Here is an 18,625-nt window from a genome sequence, read left to right as displayed (position 1 = left end):
GTGCGCTTCAGGCAATCTTTAAAACTGGCCATGAAGCTCAAAAAAGAAATGAAAGTTCTTGGACGTACAAGATATGTCATGATAGGAACCAGAAACGAAACGGATCAACAAGCAGCTCTTACACTTCGATCTCGTTTCAAACACGTAAATAAAGAAAAAAGGAAAGTAACATTCCGCATGGCTGCTCATGTATCAAATAAGCAAAGCGGAAGTGTAATCATTAAGCAGAAATATTGGACGCTTGATGGATCAGTACCGCTAGACGGTTCAAAATATCTAGCTGCCACGTCCAAACAAATAGATTTATAAAGGAGGATCATAATGGCTGATCAATTAACCGTAACAACACTTTATGCTCGGCAACAAATGGCGAAGGCTAGAGCGGAGGGAACAAGGCTTACGAAAGTGGTCAAGATGGCTTTCGGAAAGGGTGGGACGAAGGATGGGAAACCGATTTCCCTGGATGGAACTGAGCAAGCATTGAAGAGTGAGCTTGTTCAAAAAGAAATTGATTCATATGAATTCATGGAACCAGCAAAAATCCGCTACACCTGCACGATCGCTGAAGGGGAGCTTGCTGGGGAAGTCATTAATGAATTGGCTCTTGTTGATGAAGATGGAAAGTTTACGGCGATCCGCACCATGACAGACAAGCAAAAAGATGGTGACATTGAATTCATCTTTGAGATTGATGATATTTACTAAGAAAGGAGTGCTCATTGATGGATATTAAATCTCCTAAAGTGTTTGAAACAAGTGACAAGGCTCATGCGGATCTGTTCAATGCCATGGTTAAAGTGTTGCTTGAAAATGATTTTGGTCTACTTGATCAACTTGCAAATCACACAGGTGATACTAAATCGCATGCATCTTCAGCGGAGAAGAAGAAATGGAATGAATCGCAGCTATATAAGATCACAGCTGATGATGGAAAACAGTTAATTGCGGTTCCAACTGACGGAAGAATATTTGATGCGATTAAAGACAAAGGAACTTGTACATTTTATGCTCCATCGGGTGTAGAAGATTCTCCAGCACCTAACAAAGCTGCGTTACGAGGGATTCAAACTGTTGGTCAAAACAACATCGGAACCGGTTTTGCGATAGACACGTCAGGCAATGCCTATTACTTTTACTATAATTCTGGCCATATATCTATCACTTGGACGCAGCTGCCGACAATTGCGGAACGACTTAAATGGAATAACGGACAACTTTATAAACTCACACCAGACGATGGTAAAGTGAAAAGGCTGCCAAACGGTACTGATATATTTACCTTACCGACTGGTCCTTATATGGGAGCACAGTTATTAAATCTTCCTGTAGATAATGATCAGAGTTTTTATTACATTGAGGTTTTAGATACATCCCATATATCAAACGGTGAAGTTCTCAAAAAGATTACTGCAACAAGATCGTTTGATAATGTAACTTGGATCGGGACGTTTCATACACAAGGTTTCAGAGGGTGGGAGAGAGTTATAACCAGTGGAGATGCAAAACTTGACTGGAAGTTCCCCACGATCAGGAACGGGTGGAAAACATATAAGTCTGAGGTCAATAATGACTATCGGGTTCGCGTCGCAAAGGATGCGATGGGATTTGTTCATGTAACTGGAGCCATCACAGGTGGAACAATTGGGGATGTGCATGCCTTTATGTTGCCAGAAGGATGTGAGCCGCCATTCCCTATTTATAATGTAGGCATTGCATCTAGTACAGGAGGATATAAGGGGCCGCAGTTTAGTCGTCAATATATTGCAACGAATGGTCGATTTATCATACAAGATACAACCAGCAATAATGAATTCATAACTGTTAACTGCATCTTTAAAGCAAAGGAGTGATTTCATGAAACCAATATACGCCTATGATGAAAATTTCAAGTATATACCTGGTGGGGATAAAGAAATACCTGATGAAGCTGATATTCCAGAGGGATTTACGGATGTTCAACCCCAAGATGGGTTATATATAGCAGAATATAATCCCGTAAGCAAAACATGGAGCGAATCAGCAACCCAGGAGTACATTGATAGCTTACAAACAGAGCAACCGCCGTATGATATTGATTTACTAAAACAGCAAAATGCGGTGTTAACAAAGCAATTGAGTCAGCTTTCAAAAGAAGCAGCTGCAGCCAAACTGCGTGAAGCACAAATGGCGAAACAATTGGCTCAACTCATGACTGAGATCCAGGAGATGAAGGGTGGTGAAAAATCATGATATATCCAACAGTGGCGGATATAAAGCAGTTTTGGGACTGGCAGTGTTATGGTCCTGAAGACATTGCCTTTTATGTAGAAATCGGTTGGATTAACACAGAAGATTATCAGGAAATAACAGGAGAACAATACGAAGCCTAGAGAGGCTTTTTATTTTGCCTTCTTTAAGGGGGTGGACAAAGTGAGGGAGTAGGTGAGTATGGTGGAAATGGATTTGGCTCAATATTTGATGACACAAGGACCCTTTGCGGTTCTTTTTTGTTGGGTGCTGTTTTACGTATTAAACACAACAAAGGAAAGAGAAAACAAGCTCAATGAACAAATCGAAGCGCAAAATGATGTGTTAGCAAAGTTTAGTGAAAAGTATGATGTCGTGATCGACAAGCTCGATAAAATTGAACGGAATTTAAAATAATAGGAGGAAACAATTATGAAAAACTTCGACAAAGGCACTGTGATCCGTACAGTGCTTCTTTTTATGGCACTAATCAACCAAGCATTAATTCTATTTGGCAAGCCAATCTTGCCGATTAGTGAGGATCAAGTCACTTCATTAGCTGAAACATTGTATCTTGCTTTCTCAATGATCTTTACAATCGCAACAACCCTTGTCACATGGTTCAAAAATAACTATGTTACCGAAAAAGGAAAACAACAGAAAGAAATTCTGAAACAAAAAGGACTTTCAAAATAAACGGTTGCCATTAGGCGGCATTTTTTAATTATCAAAATCAAAATTTAAGGAGACGATGAACGTGGTAAAAATCATTAAAGATTTTATTCCAAAGAGTAACCGCAACAGACCAGGAAATAGAATGAAGCCGTTATATATTACGGTTCATAACACAGCTAACACAGCAAAAGGGGCAAACGCAACAAGTCACGCATCGTTTGTGAAACGATCTAGTACAGGTGTAAGCTGGCACTTTACAGTTGATGATAAAGTCATTTATCAGCATTTGCCTTTAAACGAAAATGGCTGGCATGCAGGAGATGGACGAGGAACCGGAAACATGAAGTCAATTGGAATTGAGATTTGTGAAAACGCAGACGGTAATTTTGAAAAAGCGGTTGAAAATGCTCAATGGCTCATTCGGAAGCTTATGACAGAGAAAGGCATTCCATTGGCAAACGTTGTGCCTCATAAGAGATGGAGCGGCAAGAATTGTCCTCGAAAGCTGCTTAATCGATGGGACAGCTTCAAAGCGGGTATTGCAACCGCTCATACAGGTAAAAAGGCAACAGCAAAGCCTGTGAAAGCGACACCTGTCAAAAATACTTCATCCAAAAAAACAGCTTCCAAGCCTGCTAAAAAGTCATTTAACTTACCATCTGGCATCATTAAAGTGACCAAGCCTTTGACAAAGGGAGCGGGAGTAAAAGCATTACAGGAGGCGCTGGCTGCTGTCTATTTCTATCCTGAAAAGGGAGCTAAAAACAACGGGATTGACGGCTATTATGGACCCAAAACTGTGAATGCGGTCAAGCGGTTCCAGCTCATGCACGGTCTTATTGCTGACGGCATCTATGGTCCAAAGACTAAAGCAGCTCTTCAAAAAGCATTGAAATAAGTAAATAAAAAAAGACCTCACTTTATGGGGTCAGTCCCCTATATTGGAGGTCTTTTTTATCCCACAAGGATTAGAGGGAATTAATCTTTAATATTTTACCGAATCTCCAAGTGGTAATAACTCAAATTTATAAATAAACACTTTTCCAATTCACTTACATATAGTATGCAGACCACATGTTTACACTTTTGATGACTTAACTTCATTTGGAAAAGAACCTTCTCCTATGGGGAGGTCTTTTCTTTTTTGTGTCTTTGTCTTATTTTTCTTGTGGTTGGGAATCATTCATTTAATTCCCAACTATCCCTACTCTGAAAACTAATAAAGGTCTAAGTAAATAGTGACTGACTCCTAAATCCTTAGCCTTTTTATTCATTTATGCTAAGGAATGTTCCAAACTTAGATGATTTACATAGTATGAACTTGAGGTGATCTTATGAAAAGATGTAGACATTGTGGAAAATCATGTCCATCTAATAAAAGAGGAAGTTGGTATGACTCGCATGAAGATTACGGTTGGGAGTGTGATAGCTGTAAGAGAGTAAGGAAAAATCCATGTTGTGGAAAGGATCCTTGTGTGTGTGTTATTCAAGGTCGACCAGGCAGGAGAGGTCCAGCAGGTCCAGCGGGTCCAGCAGGTGCGGCAGGCCCAGCAGGCGCAACGGGAGCGACAGGTGTAGGTTTAACAGGAATTGTAGCGTTTGATCCAGCAGCAGCAGCAGGTTATCGAGTAGGTCAAGTGGTGACGTCCAATGGTAGCACATATCTAGTGAATACGGCGTCTCCAACAGGAACCCCAGGAACATCAGCAGATTACACGTTGATAGCGGGTGCGGGTGCAACAGGAGCGACAGGTGTAGGTTTAACAGGAATTGTACCATTTGATCCAACAACAGCACCTGGTTATCGAGTAGGTCAAGTGGTGACGTCAAATGGTAGTACGTATATCGTGAATACGGCGTCTCCAACAGGCACGCCGGGCACGTCACCAGATTACACGTTGATAGCGGGTGCGGGCGCAACCGGAGCCACCGGTTCAAGTGGAGCGACTGGTTCAAGCGGACCAACAGGTCCAACAGGAGCGACAGGTGTAGGTTTAACAGGAATTGTAGCGTTTGATCCAGCAGCAGCAGCAGGTTATCCAGTAGGTCGAGCGGTGACGTCTAATGGAAGCACATATCTAGTGAATACGGCGCCTCCAACAGGCACGCCAGGAACATCACCAGATTATACATTGATAGCGGGTGCGGGTGCAACCGGAGCAACAGGAACAGGAGCAACCGGCGCAACTGGAGATACAGGCGCAACCGGAGCCACCGGCGCAATTGGAGATACAGGCGCAACCGGAGCGACAGGAGTCACAGGAGCGACAGGAGTCACGGGAGTCACCGGAGCAACCGGCGCAACTGGAGATACAGGCGCAACCGGAGTCACGGGAGCCACAGGAGCAACAGGAGATACAGGCGCCACTGGAGCAACCGGAGCCACAGGAGATACGGGTCCAACGGGAGCAACCGGAGTCACGGGAGCCACAGGAGCAACAGGAGATACAGGCGCCACTGGAGCCACAGGAGCAACCGGAGCCACAGGAGCAACAGGCGCAACGGGAGCAACCGGAGCCACAGGAGCAACCGGCGCAACGGGAGCAACCGGAGCCACAGGTCCAACAGGCGCGACTGGAGCACTTTCAACAGCTATTGGTTCCACTAGCTCAGAGGTTACACAAACAGTTGCTAACGGTGCTCCTTTCTCATTAGCTGGAAGTCAGTTTCTTGACAACGTGACTTTTACTGCTCCAGATACTTTTACTGTACAACAAAGTGGTAATTATTATATATCTGCACAAGTTACTGCAACTGCTGGGCAAGCAGGCCCAATTAGTATAGGTGTTTCAACTAATGGTGGTCCGGCTACCCCAGGTACTGCAAATGGTAGAGTCAACGGAACTTCTACAGGTGAACAAGTATCGGCTATAGGTTATACAGGCGTCGTACCCGCAGGAACGACGTACAGGCTAATCAATAATAGTGGGCAAACAATTACAACAGATCAATTAAGATTTACCATTACCAAAATCAGTAATTAAATTTCTGGAAATCTTAATAGATTGATCGGAGAAACAATATGACCCTAAATTATACCTAGTGAAACTGGGAAAGATTTAGGGTCAGAATGGTTTACACAAATTACTTTACAATATTGATTTATTTAATAAATTAGGTTCTTCAGTTAATGTTGAAATGTAAGGATCAGGATTGTAACAATAGAAGTGTGTTTGATTAGTCCACTAAAGTTCTTTATTGAGGTCTTCTAAGGGTATTAGTTGTTTTAAAGAATTTATTGAGTAGGATACTATGGTATTGGTTATCAATTGCTCTTACGGTGATTACAGTAGCAGGAGTGTACAGTATCTCGACTGATCAAAACACGACATTGATACAAAAAATCGATCGAAACACGACTATGATCGAACGTTATACAACTTCAGAAAACGTATAGGTAAAATTAAAACAGACCCTGCATGGTCTGTTTTTTTATGGGGACGGATTGGGGACGAATTAGGGACGAACAAAAATTGGCGACCTCGTTCTACGCTTTTCTAAACCATTAACACAATAAGCGAAACCTTATTAGAACAGGTTATTCCATACTAACGTTTTCTACGACTTTTTATGTCATCCTCCTTTAAAAGAAAATGCTCGACCATTAAATGATTGACTGCATCAGAGGTATGAATGACTTGATTGGCGCCAGCACGCTCGGCATTTTTCACATATCGATCTGTTAAGATTTCAATTAAACAGTAGAGCGAGGGATTTAATCCTTTTGCTGCAAGTAATGTTAAAACACTCTGCATATCAGCTGTCACTTCATTCTCGTGCTGATCTGCGGTAATCATCAGTGCATCTGCACCTGAAATATTGGCTTTGCGAAGTGTGCCATCCTCGGTGCCGTGTCCTTTAATAAAATGAACATTCTCTAGAAGAGGTCCTTCCTTCAAGGAGTCATCAATCAGCACAATCGGCATAGCTGGGTCAATCATTTGAAATGACTGAAGCAGTTTGTTCGTTTTCTCATTCCAGCCGATAATGATGAGATGTCCCTTCCCCTTAAAAGCAACCTTTCCTTCTACATAATGGTGCTGCTTGCTGAACACAGCGGCGGCAAGCGTAGCAAAATAAGCTGTGACAAAGCTTGCGCCGATAAAAATTAGAGCCATACCCGCGACTTGTCCTGGCATGGTTTGCGGCACAAAATCACCATAGCCCACTGTAGATACTGTAATGACTGCCCACCAGATTCCATCAAAGATTGTATGATACTGCTTCGGTTCGAGAAAAACGATTAATTGTCCGAAAAAAAGAAGTAAGAAACAAATGATGACGACAATTCGAAGATAAAGTGGCCACCTTAGCCAAGCGATAAAGATACGGTTTGATTTCATCGGACTCTTCCTTTCAGGAGACTGCTATTGTCAGTATGCCCGATTGAGGAACATTTTTTCATCTTCGTCATGTAGTTCCCATATCTTAAAATAAGAGAGAAGAAGGAGGGAATGCGAATGTCGTTCGTTCAAAAGACCGTACTTCTTTTTATCGGTGCTCATTTTTTATCATCAGCGGTGATCTTACTTGTGTTTGACTTAAATGCGGTGAATCATTTTATGAATGATTTTTCATGGCTGCACTTTTTTCAAGATTTATACGGAACGGTCACCTTTTATACAGCATGCTTAGGTGTATTCTTCTTTTTCATTGGCACGGTGATCCCACTTAAAAAGACCTAGTGCTTTTTTCTGTACACCTTACATAAAAGTCATTAAAATTGTAAATAAATATATAAAATAAAAAGGAAGCTGATGAGCATGCTGTTTTTTTATTTTTTAACTTTTGCCGCATTGGGATTATCATTTTGGGCACAATTTAAAGTAAAGAATAATTTTGAAAAGTATTCAAAGGTTGAAGCATCTAGTATGAAAACAGGTGCGGAAACCGCTCGACATATTTTAGATCGCAACGGGTTATACGACGTGCCTGTTGAACCGGTAAGAGGAACTTTGACTGATCATTACGACCCGACGCAGCGTGTGGTTCGCTTATCTGAACCTGTGTACTACGGCCATTCCATTTCGGCCATTTCAGTCGCATCACACGAGGTTGGACATGCCTTGCAGCATCAGGAGTCCTATGGTGCGCTTGTCTTGAGACATAAGATCTTTCCTGTCGTGAACTTTGCATCTGGTGTTGCCCCGCTTCTTTTCCTTGGTGGAATCTTACTTGGCAGCCTTAACTTAATCGGGCTTGGGATCATTTTGTTCTCAGCGGCTGTGTTCTTTCAGCTTGTGACATTGCCTGTCGAGTTTAATGCAAGTTCTCGTGCGAAAGATATCATTGTTTCAGAAGGAATCATTAGAAGCAGTGAAGAAAGAGGCGTGAACAAGGTGTTAAATGCGGCAGCTCTTACGTACGTCGCAGCTGCCCTTGTCTCCTTGTTTGAATTGCTCCGTTTTGTAATGATCTTCCTAAATGGCCGTAATGATTAATTGATGCCAGAGGAGGTGAGCCCTTACCGTTGTTAGGTAAGGGTTTTTTTGTATATTTTAAACGTATTTTTAGTCATATTACTCATTGCTGCGACAGCATTTTTTGTTGTCACTGAATTTGCGATTGTGAAAATTAGAGGCTCTAAAATCAATCAGCTGATTGAAAGCGGTGATAAGAGAGCCATTCACGTACAAAAGCTCATATCAAATCTCGACGAATATTTATCTGCGTGTCAGCTCGGCATTACCATCACGGCTTTAGGCTTAGGGTGGCTGGGCGAGCCGACGGTCGAGCATTTTCTGCATCCGCTGTTTGAGGAGTTGGGGCTTCATTCCGCATTAACCGACATCCTATCGTTTATCATCGCATTTGTGATCATTACGTTTTTACATGTCGTTGTGGGAGAACTAGCGCCTAAAACGATTGCCATTCAAAAGGCAGAAGCAGTCAGCCTTGTGACAGCAAAGCCACTCATCTTTTTCTATAGAGTCATGTACCCGTTTATTAAAGCATTAAATGGGGCGGCACGAGGCATTGTGAAATTATTCGGTTTTCATTCTGTTAAAGAACATGAAGTGGCGATCAGTGAGGAAGAATTGCGCCTTATTTTATCTGAAAGCTATGAGAAGGGCGAGATTAACCAATCTGAGTACAAGTATGTGAATAAAATTTTTGAATTTGATAACCGAGTGGCGAGAGAGATTATGATCCCTCGTACAGAAATTTCAGCGATAGAGATTGAACAGACACTTGATGATGTGACGCATTATATGCTAAACGAAAGATACACACGTTACCCCGTCATAAAAGAAGATAAAGATCATGTGATTGGTGTCATCAATAGCAAAGATGTGTTTAAGGCGAGTTTCCTCAATCAAGATGTGACGATTGAAGACTTAATGCGTCCAGTCATTCGGGTGATTGAAAGTACACCTGTTCAAGAATTGCTCATTTTGATGCAAAAGGAACGAATTCATATGTCCGTGCTCGTAGACGAATATGGAGGAACAGCCGGGCTTGTCACAGTAGAGGACATCTTAGAGGAAATCGTGGGCGAAATTCGTGATGAATATGATCAGGATGAAACACCTCATATCGTCAAAAAAGGTGACTTCCACTATGTCATGGATGGAAAAGCCTTGATTGATGAAGTAAATGATTTATTGGATTTAGCGATAGATAATGATGATGTTGATACAATTGCTGGCTGGATGATGACACATAAATTTGATATTGAAATTGGCGATACGATTGAAGCAGAAGGCTGTGAATTTACCATCATAGATGCGGAAGACCATCATATTCGGACCATTGAAATCAAAAAGATCCACTTTTCCTAAAAACCTCGTAACTCTTGACGAGGTTTTTTTACTTGGTAAACTTTAGGTGAGATAATGCCGTCTACTTATCAACAGTGATTGACTTCACATAAAAAGGGTATGGTTTATAGAAATGAAAAAAGGAGCCGCTCATATGAAAAAAATCAATATTCAAACAAATAGACGCGATGAGATGATCGACGTGACCAGCGAGGTTCATCAATATGTCAAGGAAACAGGTAGTCAAAACGGAAGCGTCATCGTTTACTGTCCCCATACGACAGCAGGGATAACCATTAATGAAAATGCGGACCCAGATGTGAAACGAGATATGCTCCGGAGGCTTGACGAAGTCTTTCCGTGGGAACATCCGAAGGACCGCCATATGGAAGGAAATACAGCCGCCCATATGAAAGCGAGCTATATGGGTGCCTCGCAGCATGTTCTCATCCATCATGGTGATCTTGTCCTTGGCACATGGCAGGGAATTTATTTCTGTGAATTTGACGGGCCGAGACATCGCCATTTTTATATACAGGTGTCATCAAACGAGTAAGAGGTGGGGGAAATAAATGGGGGATATCACGAAATTACTGCAAATCAAATATGGGATCATCCAAGCACCAATGGCAGGAGGAGCCGTGACACCGCAGCTGGTAGCCGCTGTTTCGCAATGCGGGGGACTTGGCAGTTTGGCAAGTGGATATGTGCAGCCTGACCATTTGAGGCAGCAAATCAAACAAGTCAAACAGCTGACCACTCGCCAGTTCCATGTCAATGTATTTGTACCAGAGTCAATTTCTGAAGTCAAAAAAGAGGATGTTGCATTTGGGAGAAGAAACTGCCAGCAAGACCAGCAGCTGATAGCCTGCCGAGCGAAAAGGAATTGTGGCATGATTTTGAACAGAAAATCAACATTCTATTGGAAGAAGACGTACCGATTGTTTCCTTTACCTTCTCTTGTCCAAATGAACAAACGATACATCGTTTAAAACAAAAGGGGATCTTTTTAATCGGAACCGCCACAACAAAAGAGGAAGCATTGCTTTTAGAGGAAAAAGGGATGGATGCCATTGTTCTGCAAGGAAGTGAAGCAGGAGGTCACCGAGGCACCTTTTTACCTGCAAAAGGAGATGCTCTTGTGGGATTATTTAGCCTGTTCTCTGACGTTAAGCCGATCTGTCATGTACCATTGATCGCCATCCGGTTCAGCATGTATGGACGACACCAATGCGAAAAGCAGCCGCTGCGGCGGGAAATCCTGATCAAATGGCCCTTTGGGCAGGACAGGGCGTTGGCCGTATTCACTCGATTTTAACCGTTGAGGAGATCATGCATGAACTGACGCACATATAAAATCATGTTGGGTGGTGTGAAAGGGTGGACATTTTAAGACATTCATACCGAAAAAAAGGACAAATTGAATTTTGGTTTGATGAATTTCCGCACTCTCCTGCCGTCCTTACGCCCATTCGTCATTACTACTTTGTTCGTTATGTAAAATGGAGCCGGCACGATCCGCCGGTCACAAGAAAAGATTTAGAAAAAATGGAGATCCTTGCGAACACGATGCTTGGTACACTACAAGATTATCGTAAGCGCAAGGCATACAAAAGCCCCTTGTCATAACCACTAGACAAGAGGCTTTTTTTAGCTGCCAAACATTTGCCTGAGATAAATCACATCCATCCGGGTGGTCTGTGGCAATAGATAAGCAGATTGAACAGCACCTGGCCGCCTTCTCTTATTCAATTTATCAATAATTTCTGCCGCTGTTAAAATCCCAAGTCCATGTCCGTAATATTGATCTTCTCCTAAGTAAATCACATTTTCCCCGCGCCACTGTGACTGCTGATAGCTAAACTCTGGATTCTCGAAATATAAGCAATCCCCATAAATAAAATCATTCCCTCGCTCTGTATAAATCGACAATGTATCATAATGCCAATCATACAAGGTGAGACTGCGAAGCCTTCGGTTAAACTTCTCGTCTCCTACCGTTTGCAAGACGCCCATATAAAAGACGATGACAATGGCGGTGGCACATTCAAATGCATATTGTGAGCCATTTTCAAAAATGTCTTTAATGCCCCTAGATGGTTCGACTTGATAGCGCAGCTCTAGTGCTCCTGCTTCAGATACGCGCCAAAAGGCGTCATTAGCACGAGACCTTTGAAAAATGGCAAATGAGGCACCACTTTTATTCAAATCTCTTGCAGCATTCATAATGTTTGATCTCAATGTGACTTCAAATAACAAATCAGATGCTTGCCTGTAGCGGAATGTATCATTTGAGGCTTGTAACTGCATCAAAATGATCCGCTTTTGTCCTTCTAGCTGAAATGAAGCGAGTTGCTCATTTGTCACTGGCTGTCCTGAAAGGATAATCATATAAAAAGCGCCCCCTTTTGTATTAGCGTATGCAAGGTGCTTGGGCAAGGAATCAATTTGTGGAAATAAACAAAAAGGCATCCTTTTTATTTGAAAAACATGAAAATAATATGAACCTGTCCGATATATAACATATCGTTTAAAAGGAGGAAAAACATGAAAAATGCACTAAAATGGTTGAAAAAACCATCGATTTCTAAGAGACTGATTATTTCATTCACTCTCGTTCTTGTCTTGCCAATTATTACACTCAGTACGATTTCATATCAGATTGCCAAAGAAGAATTAGATCATGAAATCATGTACGGAGCAAATGCAAGAGTCAATGAACTGAATGACATGATCCAGCAAAAGCTTGTGAATAAGGAAAATGCAGTAAAACTCTTTACTGAAACATCTTCTGCTGCAGACTTTAAGAAAAACAATCAGGATGAACTGTATGAGCATTTCGAGATATACAGTAAAATCAATGATGAAGATGTGGTTGGGTTTTATGCAGCGAGTAAAAAGCGTGATTTCATTCAGTTTCCTAAAGTAGACATGCCAAAAGGCTATGATCCAACAACGCGCGATTGGTATCAACTAGCTATGCAGGATGACAGTGGTAATCCAGTCGTTACCAATCCATACATCTCTGCTACAACAAACGGCATGGTTGTCACGATTGCCCAGCGTCTGAAGGATGGATCAGGAGCGATTGGAATTGATATTGATGTGCAAGACATTGTCGATAAAATAAAAGAGATTAAAATTGGACGTCAAGGATATCCAATTATTGCAAATAAAAACAAACAAATTGTGGCTCATCCAGAAGAAAAGTCAGGATCTAAAGTCACTGAAAATATTTCATCTATCCTTTACAGCGGAAAAGAAGGAACGTCAACTTATGAGAATAAAGGAGAACAAAAACGTCTCGTTTTTGTGACAAATGATTTAACAGGTTGGAAAATTGCTGGAACGATGTTTGTATCAGAAACAGAAGAAGCAGCACAGCCAGTTTGGAATTCTGCCATTATTCTTTTAATTTCTTCTTTTATCCTTGGCGGTATTGCGATCTTCTTTATCGTTCGCTCCATCACAATTGGACTTCGAAAACTTGTTGATTTCTCAGAAAAGGTGAGCGAAGGTGATTTAACAGAAACCCTTGAAACCAAATCGAAGGATGAAATTGGAGATCTCACAAGAAGCTTTAGCAAAATGAGTGAATCCCTTCGTGACGTCATTCGAGCAGTACAGCAATCTGTTGACAATGTGGCTTCCGCTTCCGAGGAGCTGACGGCTAGTGCCAGCCAAACAAGTCAAGCAACCGAGCATATCACAATGTCGATTGAACAATTTTCAAATGGAAATGACGCACAAAACGAGAAAGTCGAATCTAGTACGAATCAGCTTGTGGCAATGAATGAAGGATTACAAGGCATGTCACAAACGTCATCAGAAGTGGCTTCTGTCTCACTTCAATCGACAGAGGCAGCTGGTCAAGGCGGCCGAATTGTTGAAAGCACAGCGAGCCAAATGAAACATATAGATACATCTGTACAAGAAGCAGAACAAGTGATGAAGCAATTAGAATTTAAGTCTAAAGATATTACGAGTATTTTAAACGTCATTAACGGCATTGCAGATCAAACGAATCTTCTTGCGTTAAATGCAGCCATCGAAGCAGCAAGAGCAGGCGAATCAGGACGCGGCTTCTCTGTCGTGGCAGAAGAAGTGAGAAAACTAGCTGTTCAATCGGCAGACTCAGCGAAAGAAATAGAAAAGCTCATTCAAGAAATTGTGTTAGAAATTGCTAAATCTCAAGATATGTTCAAAACGGTCAATCGAGAAGTACATGCAGGACTTGGTATGACAGAGGAAGCAAAAGAAAGCTTCCAGAACATATATGAGGCGGCAGAAGGAATGTCGAAAAAACTGACGCAATTAAACGATACAGCCATTGATCTATCGAGCGGTTCGAAGCTAGTCTCACAAGCTATGCAGGAGATGCGCCAAGTCTCTAGAGAAAGTGCGGCAAACATTCAAGACATTGCGGCTTCTGCTGAAGAGCAATTGGCCTCTATGGAAGAAATTTCATCTTCTTCCGTGACACTTGCTAACATGGCAGAGGAACTAAAAGAGCTCACAAGTCAATTCAAAATTGATTAAAAAATGATGAAAAAATACCCAGAATTGTCTGGGTATTTTTTTTATGTTTAAACAGCATGTCTAGCCTGTAAAATTAAACCTTTCATCCGATAATAACTTTAGAGAAGTAAAGGGGGAAAGAGAAAATGGGAAAAATGATCCAATGGTTAAAAAAACCATCCATTTCAAAAAAATTAATCATGGCTTTTTTGGTAGTTCTTATCCTGCCAACCACTGCACTGACAATTAGTGCATTTTTTACATCAAAGACAGAGCTAGATAAACAGATTATGGGCAGTGCAATGAGTCAAGTCAATGCATTTGATACTTTAATCAATGAGAATATAGGAAATAAAGCAGATGCTGTGGCTCTGTTTACAGACTCACTCAAAGCGTCTAATCTTCAAGAAAAAAATAGAAGTGCGACCATTAAAGAATTGCAGCAATTTGGAAAAATTAATGAAAAAGATGTTTCCGCTATCTATGCAGGCTCCGAAAAAGGATTGTTTATGCAATATCCTGTTCAAAAGATGCCTGATGGCTACGATCCAAGAGAGCGCCCATGGTATCAAGAAGCGCTCAAGGCAGGAAACGGCAAACAAGTCATCACAAAACCATATGTAGCAGCCTCCACAGGCAAGATGGTCATCACCATTACTCAAAAAATGAAAGATGGCTCAGGTGTTATTGGACTTGATATGGAAATTGACACCCTGATTCAAAAGTTAAAAGAAATCAAAATTGGGCAAAAAGGCTATGCCTTCATTATGGAGAAAGATAAAACAGTTTTAGCAGATCCGACCGAAAAGGCAGGAAGTCAGGTCAATGAGAATCTAGCCAAAATTATTTATCAAAACAAAGAAGGAAGCGGCAGCTACACACTCAAAGACATAGATAAAAAGGTTGCGTATGTGACCAACGAATTAACTGGCTGGAAAATTGGTGGAACGATGCTCGTATCAGAAGTAGAAGATGCAGCAAAGCCCGTGTTCCATACAGCCCTTATTGTGTTCAGTGTGACGCTTATCGTAGCAGGTACCCTCATCTTCTTTATCGTCCGCTCTATATCTAAAAGATTATCCAACCTTGCACGCTTCTCGAAAAAAGTCAGCGAAGGTGATTTGCGCGATAAGCTTCAGATCCAATCAGATGACGAAATTGGCCAAGTTGGGAAAGGCTTTAATACAATGATTGACTCATTAAGAACCCTCATTGGTGCCGTCCAAACCTCAGTCGAAAATGTCGCTTCTTCCTCAGAAGAACTGACCGCTAGCGCAGGGCAAACAAGTAAAGCAACAGAGCATATTACACTAGCCATTGAACAATTTTCAAATGGAAACGAAAGTCAAAATGACAAAGTCGAATCTAGCTCAGAAGAGTTAGATGAAATGAACCGTGGCCTTCAGCACATGAATGAGTCGGCTGAATCCATTACTGCTTCATCGATCAAATCAACAGATATCGCCGGGGAAGGCGGACAGCTTGTCGAAAAAACAGCTTCTCAAATGAATGTCATTGATCAGTCCGTGAAAAAAGCAGAGAACGTCATCAGCGCTCTTGAAAGTAAATCAAAAGACATTACACAAATTCTAGGTGTCATCAATGGAATTGCCGACCAAACGAATCTACTTGCGCTAAATGCAGCAATTGAGGCAGCAAGAGCTGGGGAATCCGGCAGAGGCTTCTCCGTTGTAGCAGAAGAAGTAAGAAAACTAGCTGTTCAATCAGCCAATTCGGCGAAAGAAATCGAGAATTTGATTAAAGAAATCGTTCAAGACATCGATGTATCACAGGAAGTATTCACTGCGGTGAATCGAGAAGTTCAATCAGGCTTAAGCTTCACTGAACAAACAAGAGTAAGCTTCCACAATATTTTCGAAACGACAAAAGAAATTTCTGACAAGCTTCAAACAATGAATCAAACAGTTGTTCAGCTTTCAAATGGCTCTGCACATGTGTCAGAGGCTGTCCGTGAGATTGCAGACGTCTCACGTGAAAGCTCCGCAAACATTCAAGACATTGCGGCTTCAGCGGAAGAACAGCTCGCATCTATGGAAGAAATCAGCTCCTCCTCTGCTACACTTTCATCAATGGCAGAAGAATTGCGTGATTTAATCAGCAAATTTAAAGTCGAATAGACAGAATGAAAAAGAGCCCTTCAGCTAAAGGGCTCTTTTTCCATTGAGTAAATCAAAAGAATTAGGTAAATCTACTTATTTTGATTAGATTTTGAACATTAAGTCTTGAAAAATAATTCATATTACCTAAGAATAGAAGGGAAAGACCACAAATCATAATTCAAAAGGAGTAGAGTCATGAAAAAAATCAACTTTTTTAAGCACTTTACAATGTCGAAGAAATTAATTACTGCATTCTTAGCGATTCTCCTAGTGCCAATTCTCGTATTGGCAGCATTTTCTTATGAAGTGGCATCCAAATCTCTCAATGATGAGATTATGTCTAGTGCTGCAAATGGTGTTCAGCAATTAAACGAACTGATTAATAAAGATGTACAGCCTAAAATTGATATCGTTTCTTATTTGTCCAAATCAGTGAAAAAGAGCGAATTGACTTCTAAAAACAAGGATTTACTTAAGGTCAAATTAGAGCAATTATCAGAAACCGACGAAGAGATTGTGGAAGTATTCATTGCAGATCAAAATGGTAAACTAACCAAATATTCCGAGATTCATAAAGATAGTGCCGCAAGTGCAAAAAACGAACCTTGGTTTCAACAATCGATGGGAGATAAGAAACTCATCATTTCAGATCCTTTTGTCGACAAGTCATCCGATGACCTGCTCATCACAATATCAGAACAGTTAGCAGATGGATCTGGTGTGATTGGGATCAACATGCGCTTGAACACGATCATAAAAGATGCAAACAGCATCAAGATTGGTAAAGAAGGCTATGCGTTTGTTGCGACTCCAGATCAGCATTATATTGCCCATAAAACAGACAAGCCTGGGGAGAAATTGACAGGTGATTTCATCACGAAGTTGTATGATAAAAAACAAGGCAGCTTCAAATATGAATACAATGGACAGCCTAAGCAAATGTTTTTTGACACAAATGAATCAACAGGCTGGAAGCTGGCTGGAACGATGTATGTTGGCGAAATTCAAGAAGCTGCACAGCCAGTACTCGACTTAACAATGATCATACTGGCAGTTGCGATTGCCATAGGCGGAATCGCGATTTATTTTATTATTAAATCAATCCGAAAGCCACTGATAGCGCTCTCTGAATCGGCTGAGAAAATCAGTCAGGGTGATCTGACCCAGCATATTGAAGTTCGTACGCACGATGAAATCGGAAAGCTTGCGCAGAGCTTTAACGACATGTCAGCAAAGCTGAAACAAGTCATACAAGCTGTCCAAAATTCCATTGAAAATGTGGCCGCCTCTTCTGAAGAGTTAACAGCCAGTGCGGGACAGACAGCTCAAGCGACTGAGCATATCACATCATCTATTGAACAGTTCTCAAACAGCAATGAACATCAAAATGATATGATCGAAAAAAGCTCAGTCCAGTTGAACGAAATGGATCGCAGCTTGTCCCATATGGTCAATACGACCTCTCATATGATGGAATCGTCGATTGATTCGAGCAAAACGGCTCAGGCTGGTGGAGAACTTGTTCAAAAAACAGCAGGGCAAATGCAAACCATCGAGCAGGCAGTAAAAGAAGCAGAGCTTGTGATTCAAGGCTTAGAGCAGAAATCAAAGGATATAACGAACATTCTGGGGGTCATTAACGGCATTGCCGACCAGACCAATCTCCTAGCTTTAAATGCTGCGATAGAAGCCGCACGAGCAGGAGAAGCAGGTAGAGGTTTCTCTGTTGTTGCAGAAGAAGTTCGGAAGCTGGCAGAGCAATCAGGAAGCTCATCAAAGGAAATTGAAAGCCTGACGAACGAGATTGTAGAGGAAATTGAAAAATCTCAGAACATGTTTAAACAAGTAGCGGGTGAAGTACAATCTGGATTAAATATTACAGATGAAACGAAAATTAGCTTTGAGAAAATCACCGATAAAACATCAGAAATGACAGAACAAATGAAACAAATGAACGGAACGGCCAAAGAACTCTCGCATGGCTCAAATGATATTTCACATGCGGTGAATCAAATCAAAGAGCTTTCACGAGAAAGCTCCGCAGGCTTCCAAGATATCGCAGCATCTGCAGAAGAACAGCTGGCATCTATGGAAGAGATCAGTTCCTCCTCTGCTACGTTATCTCAGATGGCAGAAGAGTTAAGAGAGCTCATTAAACAATTTAAAATATAAGAGTATAGGGAAGCACCTGACGTTTTGGCGTCAGGTGTTTTTTCCATTCAATACATATAATTTGGGTATTTTGGTCTTATTTAGACTTTAATAAGTTAAAAAAGTAAACAACCTAGTAGTACTTCCGATATATATACTATCTTACTAAAAGGA

19 protein-coding genes and 5 pseudogenes are annotated in these 18,625 nt (G+C 41.3%); 22 read left to right on the top strand and 2 right to left on the bottom strand.

The annotated features are described in order from the left end of the window. Positions 1-321 precede the first annotated feature (321 nt). From GPS65_RS02520 to GPS65_RS19600, 8 genes are all read left to right on the top strand, one after another. Complete coding sequence (locus GPS65_RS02520; RefSeq protein WP_061409299.1) at positions 322-705, top strand: phage tail-collar fiber domain-containing protein; 384 nt, start codon at positions 322-324, stop codon at positions 703-705. Positions 706-722: 17 nt separating this feature from the next. Beyond that, positions 723-1,850, top strand: a complete 1,128-nt coding sequence (locus GPS65_RS02515) for a hypothetical protein (protein ID WP_144459856.1) — start codon at positions 723-725, stop codon at positions 1,848-1,850. 4 nt (positions 1,851-1,854) lie between these two features. After that, on the top strand, positions 1,855-2,229 hold the full coding sequence (locus GPS65_RS02510) for a hypothetical protein (protein WP_144459855.1): 375 nt from the start codon (positions 1,855-1,857) through the stop codon (positions 2,227-2,229). Then, complete coding sequence (locus tag GPS65_RS02505; RefSeq protein WP_186304919.1) at positions 2,226-2,369, top strand: XkdX family protein; 144 nt, start codon at positions 2,226-2,228, stop codon at positions 2,367-2,369. Before GPS65_RS02510 ends, GPS65_RS02505 begins: the two co-directional genes overlap by 4 nt. A gap of 61 nt (positions 2,370-2,430) precedes the next feature. Next, on the top strand, positions 2,431-2,643 hold the full coding sequence (locus GPS65_RS02500; protein WP_034620157.1) for a BhlA/UviB family holin-like peptide: 213 nt from the start codon (positions 2,431-2,433) through the stop codon (positions 2,641-2,643). A gap of 15 nt (positions 2,644-2,658) precedes the next feature. Beyond that, positions 2,659-2,922: a phage holin gene (locus tag GPS65_RS02495; protein ID WP_144459854.1), complete on the top strand. Its 264-nt coding sequence runs from the start codon at positions 2,659-2,661 to the stop codon at positions 2,920-2,922. Positions 2,923-2,983: 61 nt separating this feature from the next. Continuing rightward, positions 2,984-3,799, top strand: a complete 816-nt coding sequence (locus tag GPS65_RS02490) for a peptidoglycan recognition protein family protein (protein ID WP_144459853.1) — start codon at positions 2,984-2,986, stop codon at positions 3,797-3,799. 577 nt (positions 3,800-4,376) lie between these two features. Next, positions 4,377-5,885 (top strand): collagen-like protein, encoded by a 1,509-nt coding sequence (locus tag GPS65_RS19600; protein WP_274379579.1) that lies wholly within the window; start codon positions 4,377-4,379, stop codon positions 5,883-5,885. 597 nt (positions 5,886-6,482) lie between these two features. Here the strand turns inward: GPS65_RS19600 and GPS65_RS02480 are convergent. Then, positions 6,483-7,244 (bottom strand): annotated as a pseudogene (locus GPS65_RS02480) (ion channel); the annotation flags it as partial. A 117-nt stretch (positions 7,245-7,361) separates the two neighbouring features. Between GPS65_RS02480 and GPS65_RS02475 the strand changes: the two are divergent. From GPS65_RS02475 to GPS65_RS02450, 8 genes and pseudogenes are all read left to right on the top strand, one after another. Continuing rightward, on the top strand, positions 7,362-7,586 hold the full coding sequence (locus GPS65_RS02475; RefSeq protein ID WP_012011076.1) for a YuzI family membrane protein: 225 nt from the start codon (positions 7,362-7,364) through the stop codon (positions 7,584-7,586). Between the two features lie 81 nt (positions 7,587-7,667). Beyond that, on the top strand, positions 7,668-8,342 hold the full coding sequence (locus tag GPS65_RS02470) for a zinc metallopeptidase (RefSeq protein WP_041816317.1): 675 nt from the start codon (positions 7,668-7,670) through the stop codon (positions 8,340-8,342). Between the two features lie 48 nt (positions 8,343-8,390). Further along, complete coding sequence (locus GPS65_RS02465; RefSeq protein ID WP_012011074.1) at positions 8,391-9,683, top strand: hemolysin family protein; 1,293 nt, start codon at positions 8,391-8,393, stop codon at positions 9,681-9,683. A 133-nt stretch (positions 9,684-9,816) separates the two neighbouring features. Further along, on the top strand, positions 9,817-10,218 hold the full coding sequence (locus GPS65_RS02460) for a secondary thiamine-phosphate synthase enzyme YjbQ (RefSeq protein ID WP_012011073.1): 402 nt from the start codon (positions 9,817-9,819) through the stop codon (positions 10,216-10,218). 16 nt (positions 10,219-10,234) lie between these two features. After that, the gene (locus GPS65_RS19805) at positions 10,235-10,654 is read left to right on the top strand and encodes a nitronate monooxygenase (RefSeq protein ID WP_420797194.1); all 420 of its coding nucleotides are present in this window, start codon (positions 10,235-10,237) and stop codon (positions 10,652-10,654) included. After that, positions 10,549-10,803 (top strand): annotated as a pseudogene (locus tag GPS65_RS19800) (nitronate monooxygenase); the annotation flags it as partial. The gene GPS65_RS19805 and the pseudogene GPS65_RS19800, both read left to right, overlap by 106 nt. A gap of 89 nt (positions 10,804-10,892) precedes the next feature. Next, positions 10,893-11,018 (top strand): nitronate monooxygenase, encoded by a 126-nt coding sequence (locus GPS65_RS19795; protein ID WP_420797193.1) that lies wholly within the window; start codon positions 10,893-10,895, stop codon positions 11,016-11,018. 24 nt (positions 11,019-11,042) lie between these two features. Then, positions 11,043-11,291 (top strand): hypothetical protein, encoded by a 249-nt coding sequence (locus GPS65_RS02450; RefSeq protein ID WP_012011071.1) that lies wholly within the window; start codon positions 11,043-11,045, stop codon positions 11,289-11,291. Positions 11,292-11,312: 21 nt separating this feature from the next. On the opposite strand, the gene GPS65_RS02445 is transcribed toward GPS65_RS02450, so the two are convergent. Next, complete coding sequence (locus tag GPS65_RS02445; RefSeq protein ID WP_012011070.1) at positions 11,313-12,053, bottom strand: protein-glutamine gamma-glutamyltransferase; 741 nt, start codon at positions 12,051-12,053, stop codon at positions 11,313-11,315. A gap of 156 nt (positions 12,054-12,209) precedes the next feature. On the opposite strand from GPS65_RS02445, the pseudogene GPS65_RS19790 reads away from it, so the two are divergent. The 6 genes and pseudogenes from GPS65_RS19790 to GPS65_RS19765 form a co-directional block, all read left to right on the top strand. Beyond that, a pseudogene (locus tag GPS65_RS19790) lies at positions 12,210-13,259 on the top strand (cache domain-containing protein); the annotation flags it as partial. Further along, positions 13,251-14,201, top strand: a complete 951-nt coding sequence (locus tag GPS65_RS19785) for a methyl-accepting chemotaxis protein (RefSeq protein WP_390801478.1) — start codon at positions 13,251-13,253, stop codon at positions 14,199-14,201. The pseudogene GPS65_RS19790 and the gene GPS65_RS19785, both read left to right, overlap by 9 nt. A 125-nt stretch (positions 14,202-14,326) precedes the next feature. Continuing rightward, positions 14,327-15,373, top strand: a pseudogene (locus tag GPS65_RS19780) (cache domain-containing protein); the annotation flags it as partial. Further along, positions 15,368-16,318 (top strand): methyl-accepting chemotaxis protein, encoded by a 951-nt coding sequence (locus GPS65_RS19775; protein WP_372585417.1) that lies wholly within the window; start codon positions 15,368-15,370, stop codon positions 16,316-16,318. The pseudogene GPS65_RS19780 and the gene GPS65_RS19775, both read left to right, overlap by 6 nt. Before the next feature lie 177 nt (positions 16,319-16,495). Next, positions 16,496-17,533, top strand: a pseudogene (locus GPS65_RS19770) (HAMP domain-containing protein); the annotation flags it as partial. Further along, positions 17,525-18,472: a methyl-accepting chemotaxis protein gene (locus GPS65_RS19765; protein ID WP_372585418.1), complete on the top strand. Its 948-nt coding sequence runs from the start codon at positions 17,525-17,527 to the stop codon at positions 18,470-18,472. The pseudogene GPS65_RS19770 and the gene GPS65_RS19765, both read left to right, overlap by 9 nt. Positions 18,473-18,625: the final 153 nt, after the last annotated feature.

Origin of the sequence: Bacillus pumilus (assembly GCF_009937765.1) — a bacterium.
In the GTDB taxonomy this organism is placed as follows: domain Bacteria; phylum Bacillota; class Bacilli; order Bacillales; family Bacillaceae; genus Bacillus; species Bacillus pumilus_O.
The sequence above is the reverse complement of the archived record's forward strand: the minus strand, read 5'-3'. Positions and strand labels throughout refer to the sequence as shown.

Bases quoted from the DNA above. Each gene is read 5' to 3' on its own strand.
- GPS65_RS02520 (WP_061409299.1), top strand. From the start codon at position 322: ATGGCTGATCAATTAACCGTAACAACACTTTATGCTCGGCAACAAATG.
- GPS65_RS02515 (WP_144459856.1), top strand. From the start codon at position 723: ATGGATATTAAATCTCCTAAAGTGTTTGAAACAAGTGACAAGGCTCAT.
- GPS65_RS02510 (WP_144459855.1), top strand. From the start codon at position 1,855: ATGAAACCAATATACGCCTATGATGAAAATTTCAAGTATATACCTGGT.
- GPS65_RS02505 (WP_186304919.1), top strand. From the start codon at position 2,226: ATGATATATCCAACAGTGGCGGATATAAAGCAGTTTTGGGACTGGCAG.
- GPS65_RS02495 (WP_144459854.1), top strand. From the start codon at position 2,659: ATGAAAAACTTCGACAAAGGCACTGTGATCCGTACAGTGCTTCTTTTT.
- GPS65_RS02475 (WP_012011076.1), top strand. From the start codon at position 7,362: ATGTCGTTCGTTCAAAAGACCGTACTTCTTTTTATCGGTGCTCATTTT.
- GPS65_RS02460 (WP_012011073.1), top strand. From the start codon at position 9,817: ATGAAAAAAATCAATATTCAAACAAATAGACGCGATGAGATGATCGAC.
- GPS65_RS19805 (WP_420797194.1), top strand. From the start codon at position 10,235: ATGGGGGATATCACGAAATTACTGCAAATCAAATATGGGATCATCCAA.
- GPS65_RS19795 (WP_420797193.1), top strand. From the start codon at position 10,893: ATGCGAAAAGCAGCCGCTGCGGCGGGAAATCCTGATCAAATGGCCCTT.
- GPS65_RS02445 (WP_012011070.1), bottom strand. From the start codon at position 12,053: ATGATTATCCTTTCAGGACAGCCAGTGACAAATGAGCAACTCGCTTCA.
- GPS65_RS19785 (WP_390801478.1), top strand. From the start codon at position 13,251: ATGAGTGAATCCCTTCGTGACGTCATTCGAGCAGTACAGCAATCTGTT.
- GPS65_RS19775 (WP_372585417.1), top strand. From the start codon at position 15,368: ATGATTGACTCATTAAGAACCCTCATTGGTGCCGTCCAAACCTCAGTC.
- GPS65_RS19765 (WP_372585418.1), top strand. From the start codon at position 17,525: ATGTCAGCAAAGCTGAAACAAGTCATACAAGCTGTCCAAAATTCCATT.